Annotated in this window: 6 protein-coding genes and 1 pseudogene; 6 read left to right on the top strand and 1 reads right to left on the bottom strand. The window is 34.8% G+C overall.

From position 1 onward, the window contains the following. Positions 1–1,084 precede the first annotated feature (1,084 nt). Positions 1,085–1,471, top strand: coding sequence for a hypothetical protein (locus tag ACWVCY_RS03330; RefSeq protein WP_455140271.1), 387 nt, complete (start codon positions 1,085–1,087; stop codon positions 1,469–1,471). Between the two features lie 104 nt (positions 1,472–1,575). Beyond that, entirely contained in the window at positions 1,576–1,953 is a 378-nt protein-coding gene (locus tag ACWVCY_RS03325) for a hypothetical protein (RefSeq protein ID WP_455140270.1), read from the top strand. Positions 1,954–1,987: 34 nt separating this feature from the next. Here the strand turns inward: ACWVCY_RS03325 and ACWVCY_RS03320 are convergent, their stop codons facing one another. After that, positions 1,988–2,542 (bottom strand): 2-oxoacid:acceptor oxidoreductase family protein, encoded by a 555-nt coding sequence (locus tag ACWVCY_RS03320; RefSeq protein ID WP_455140269.1) that lies wholly within the window; start codon positions 2,540–2,542, stop codon positions 1,988–1,990. Between the two features lie 463 nt (positions 2,543–3,005). Here ACWVCY_RS03320 and ACWVCY_RS03315 point away from each other — a divergent pair, with 463 nt between their 5' ends. The 4 genes and pseudogenes from ACWVCY_RS03315 to ACWVCY_RS03300 all read left to right on the top strand — a co-directional run. Continuing rightward, on the top strand, positions 3,006–3,275 hold the full coding sequence (locus ACWVCY_RS03315) for a 4Fe-4S dicluster domain-containing protein (RefSeq protein ID WP_455140268.1): 270 nt from the start codon (positions 3,006–3,008) through the stop codon (positions 3,273–3,275). 13 nt (positions 3,276–3,288) lie between these two features. After that, positions 3,289–4,431 carry a 2-oxoacid:acceptor oxidoreductase subunit alpha gene (locus tag ACWVCY_RS03310; RefSeq protein WP_455140267.1) on the top strand — a complete coding sequence of 381 codons (1,143 nt, stop codon included), beginning with the start codon at positions 3,289–3,291 and terminating at the stop codon, positions 4,429–4,431. Further along, positions 4,428–5,306, top strand: coding sequence for a thiamine pyrophosphate-dependent enzyme (locus ACWVCY_RS03305; protein WP_455140266.1), 879 nt, complete (start codon positions 4,428–4,430; stop codon positions 5,304–5,306). The genes ACWVCY_RS03310 and ACWVCY_RS03305 overlap by 4 nt, the downstream gene beginning before the upstream one ends. Before the next feature lie 16 nt (positions 5,307–5,322). Further along, positions 5,323–5,643, top strand: a pseudogene (locus ACWVCY_RS03300) (disulfide reductase); the annotation flags it as partial.

Below are 5,643 nucleotides of genomic sequence, written 5' to 3'. Positions count from 1 at the left end.
TTCGACTTCAAGACAGGCATAGGACAGGAAAGATTTCGTGCATCTAAAGTTTTAATCGCTTCAATCATATGTATTACTTCCTAAATATCCACTGTATTACAATTAACATTTATTTTTCCGAATAGTACCATTTTTTCAACAGAAATAGATATTATTTGTGTTATTACCAATTTAATGATGCTTATTTGCAAATTCATATCCATTTAGTCCATCATAACTCTTGAAACTATTCAGGTACCACTATGCCAATGGATTTATAAAGCTATTGACCATTCGGACTTCTACCTTCTCAATCCTTTATTGGCATAATGAGAACAAGAGAAGACTTTATTTTATCTTTTAAGCCAATTTTTTTATGATGTTTTATCATGCTAGAATGGCAGAAATAGACTGATATATGAGTCCCTGAAATATAACAATATAGACTTACATCTTGATTCTCATTAATTAGTCATCTAAGCCCTCTTATATTTCTCATTAATGGTTTATTTCAGCCTAGATTTTGAAATGTTGAGAAAAGATGAAGTTTTTCTTTGATTAATGATTATAAATTCTCTTGATTTGTATTCTTTAACCCTAATTTCTAAATTTTTATAATTAATTCTTTAAAACCTATTATTTTTAAATAAAGAAGAGAAAAATCGATTTTGAGTTAGATCTATTCCAAAATAAGCAGAGATTGTTCTTTAATGACTTGTTGAGAGAATTTTCTCTCAGATTAAAAGATATTAATGTTCTTATCCGTAGTTCTCTTTTTCCTTCACGTAATAGGATATAATTGGAAGATACACTATTATTTCTTAGTATCTTTCAAGAATCCTGATAAAAGATTTTGTATATTTATCATATCCAGAATATTATTATCAAAAGAGATAATTTAGAAGTAAGGGGGTAAATATTTGTTAAAGGTTTGATAATTCTTGAGGTCTATTCTGGTATAATAACTGATGAAGACACAAATTTAATTTACCAATTATTTTCAAGTATTGTGTATTAAGGTTTTTATAATTGTTTTGTGTGTTACTCTTTTGAGGGTTGAAAGCTGAAAAAGAAGCAGAAGAGGGATGAAGAATACCCTATTGAGTTGAATTTTGACCCATTATCAGAGGAGGAGTGGGATGCAATTAGAGTAGCATTTCCTAGATTTGTTCATATTTCAGGACACAGACGGAATAGAAAATATCAAGAGAGAGATGCAATGAGAGAAGGATTTACTTTTCCCGAAGGTACCACCCTGCCTGAAATGTGTGAGATCGTGCTTCGAGAAAGACGCATGAGAATGATAGAAAAGGGGAATTATCGAGATTTTTTGGACATCTATGGAGCCAAACTTTACTTGAACATGTTCAATACCCTCTCTGATGACCAAAAAGCCAAATTAATGAAACGACCTCCAGTAATCCAATCTAGAGTCGCCTGGCGCTTCCTCTATAAGTATGGGTGGATTAAGACAAGGAAGACGAAAAAATAGTCTGTAAGATTTGTGTTGTGTGTTAATCTCGTGAGGGTTAAAAGCTGAAAAAGAAGAAGCAGAAGAAGAATGAAGAATACCCCATTGAGTTAAATTTTGACCCATTGTCACAGGAAGAGCGGGATGCAATCACAACAGAGTTTCCTAGATTTGTTCATATTTCGGGATATAGACGAAATAGAAAATACCAAAGGAGAGACGCAATAGATGAGGGATTTACATTCCCTGAAGGCACTACCCTACCTGAAATGTGTGAGATCGTGCTTCGAGAAAGGCGTATGCGAATGATAGAAAAGGGTAATTACCGAGATGATTTAGACATCTATGGCGCCAAACTTTACTTGAACATGTTTAATACTCTCTCTGATGACCAAAAAACAGAACTAATGAAACGACCTTCAGCAACCCAGTTCAGAGTCGCTTGGCGATTCCTCTACAAATATGGGTGGATTAAAAAAAAGAAGAAGAAAAAAGGCTTTTGATTCAAAAATTTTCAAAAAGAATAGTGGATGATCATCAATTAAATATTTCATGATAAAGCTCTTTGCCAAACTGAAATGTTTTGATATTATTTTCAGAATTTCTCATTTTCTTAAACACAGTTATATATTGATCTTCTTTTAGATCAGGTTTTTTACTTTTTAACAGCTGTTCTGATAGGAATCCTAAGGATAGAATGTTTACAGCTTCCGTAGCTTGCTTTTCATCAGCTCGCTTGGTAATTGGTACCCGATACATTGTCCCTTTCGATATTATTTCCTTAGCACTATCATCAATTGAATGAGCATCAATGTAAGAAGTGGTATTTTCATTGATACATTCTGCAGCCCGTTTAAATCCTTTTTGATCAAGCGCGACAAAATAATCTGCGTCAGCATCGCAATAGGGATAAGCTATGGGTTCATCACTGATCACTACATCACAGAATATAGGTCCGCCTCTAACAGAGGGAGTATAGTCAACGGTTAATGTTGCATGGAAGTTAGCTTCCATTGCGACCCGTACTAATGCACTTCCAAGGAATTTAATACCTTGGCCACCACGTCCAGAAAATCGAAATTTAGCCTTCATCTAAGAACCTCATTTAGGGTGTCTAATACTTCTAATGAAAATTTTATTTCATTCTTCTTAAGTATTATGTCTTATAATATTGCATATATAAATCTTTTAAATCTCGTGTAATTAAAAAAATGAATTTAATTGTTAGGATCACAATTTTCGATTATTGATACTCTTACTTCATCTTTTGCAGGATTAAACTTTTTTATAGATTTAACCTTTAATTACTTTATTGAAAAATCCTAATCGATACGAAATAAGACGAGATTCTTAGAATGGTTTATTCTTTATTTTGGGTAGACTATTTGAAAATTTGAACAAATATTCGATTTTTCATATAATTTATGATATATAAGTATATATTAATTATTATTATGCATCACCCTAAAAACAGATTTAAAAACTCCAACTTGCAAATAACTTAATAATCAGGTTAGAATGACAGAGCGTTCTGTCACCTTAAAGAGGATATAAAATGTTAAAATCAAAAAGGACGCCCATATTAGCACCCCCTCGCGCTGAAAAAGAATATACTGTACGAATATTCAGTGAACAGTGTGATGGTTGCAAATTATGTGTGGAATTCTGTCCCAAAGACGTATTAGAGATTGATCTAGAGTCGTTTAACAGCCGTGTCTTACATTATGCTAAAACCATTAAACCAGATGAATGTGTAGGATGTGAGCAATGTGAACGTATTTGCCCTACAGCCTCGATTTTTATTCTAGAAAAGGATATTTCCTAGGTGATTATTTAGAATGAGTAAATCAAAAGCAATTTTAGCAACAGGAAATTATGCATCGGCCGAGGGTGCTATCGCAGTAGGCTGTAGATATTTTGGAGGGTATCCAATTACTCCCTCTTCAGAAATCGCTGCATACATGTCGAGAAGGCTTCCCCAAGTTGGTGGTACGTTTATTCAAATGGAAGATGAATTAGCTTCAATAGTTTCAGTTGTTGGGGCTTCCTATGCTGGTGTAAAAGCGATGACTGCTACCTCAGGACCAGGATTCTCTCTCATGGCTGAAACTATTGGATTAGGATTCATGTTAGAGGCTCCAATGGTTATCGTCACAGTGATGCGAGGCGGTCCAAGTACTGGACAACCTACAAAAGCATCTCAATCAGATGTTATGCAAACAAGGTGGGCTTCTCATGGTGATTATGAAATAATTGTTTTAGCTCCAGCTTCAGTACAAGAATGTTATGATTTTACTATTCGTGCCTTTAATTTCGCAGAAAAATATAGAACACCTGTTATTGTTGCATCTGATGGTATTGTTGGCCAAATGGAAGAACCTGTTTTCTATCATTCAGATTTTGAAATAATTAATCGTAAACCTCCCCAAGTGCCACCAAGTGATTACAAACCATTTGAAATAATTGATGAAGATCTTATTCCTGGCATGGCAGTAGCTGGTTCTGAGTACAACTTCTATGTTACTGGATTAACACATGATGTGACTGGTAGCCCTGATATGAGACCTGAAACCCAGATCAGTCTGAATAAAAGACTTTGTGATAAAATTAGAAGAGCGAGAAAAGACATTTATGATTGGGAAGGATATTATCTTGAGGATGCTGATACAGTTATCCTATCTTATGGAATTAATTCTCGTGGAAATCCTGAGGCAGTTAAACGAGCTCGCGAAAAGGGTTTCAAAATTGGTTATGCTAGATTAAAAACTCTTTGGCCTTTTCCAGAGGATTTAATGGAAAAGTTTGGGAGTTTAGGGATAAAGAAGGTTATAGTGAGTGAAATGAATTATGGGATGATAATTCGTGAAGTTGAACGATTTCGACATCTTGGATTTAGTGTCTCAGGAATTTCAATTCCCACTACTATTCCATTTAGTCCTAGTTTAATTTATGATGAAATTTTAAAGGAGATGAAGAAATGACCACCTTAGAAGACGAAGATGAGTCAAAAACTCTATTTATGGCAGATTTTCCAGAGGATCATCCATTACACGGAAGATTAAACTTAAATAGATTTATATTCTGCCCTGGTTGTTTAATTGGAACAGCAATTACTTCAATTACAAGCTGTTTAGTGGAACGAGGTCTCACACCTAAAGATTATGCGATTGTTTCTGGGATCGGGTGTACTGGTCGATCTAGTGGTTGTTTCAAAGCACCAGCTTTTCATGCTACTCATGGAAGAGCAATTCCATTTGCCACTGGATTAAAATTAGCAAATCCGAAATTGGAAGTATTTGTCCTTTCAGGAGACGGAGATCTTTTTGCTATAGGAGGTAATCATTTTATTCACGCCTGTCGTAGAAACGTTGAAATTAACGTGATTTGTAATAATAACGGTATTTATGGCATGACTGGTGGTCAGGTTGCACCTACAACCTCCATTGGAGATTTCACTGCAACTTCACCTTATGGTAATATTGAACCTCCTTTTAATTTGGTATCATTAGCAGCAGCTGCTGGAGCTTCGTATGTTGCTCGTTGGCCTGGTTATGATACTCTTAGATTAAAGGCTAGCATTATGAAAGCAATGGATAATCCTGGATTCAGTTTTATTGAGGTACTTGCTCCTTGTTTTACCCAATATGGTAGAAAGAATAAACTTGGAGACGCAATTCAAATGCTAGAGTGGCTGAAAAATTTAGTTGTAATCAAGAAGGATTGCCCTCCCCATGAAGCGATATATTCACATGAAATGAAGAAAATTATCTGTGGTGAGTTTGTTAATAGTCCACGGGAAGGCTTTACTCAGAAGTTAGAAAGACTTAATCAACTAGCTCAAAGTAAGACAAAATAAACTGGTGAATAATTCGATGACAGAAAGTGTAGAAAAAGTAACAGCTGAACCAGAGGCAAAAATCGGAGTTTTTCTTTGTAAATGCGGAAAAAACATAGCAGGGAGTGTAGATATTGATGAAATTGCTAAAGAAATTGAAACAATGCCAAATGTAGAACTTGTACAAGTTAATACATATACATGTTCAGATCCAGGACAAGTCGAAATAGAAACAGCTATCAAGGAACAGGGTATAAATAAAATTGTTGTATCTGCATGTTCTCCTCGATTACATGGTCCAACATGGAAGAAACTAATGAAACGAGTTGGAATGAATCCTGAAGTAGTTGAGGTAGCC

The organism is Candidatus Hodarchaeum mangrovi, assembly GCF_975850365.1.
This window is presented reverse-complemented; position numbering and strand designations above follow the sequence as displayed.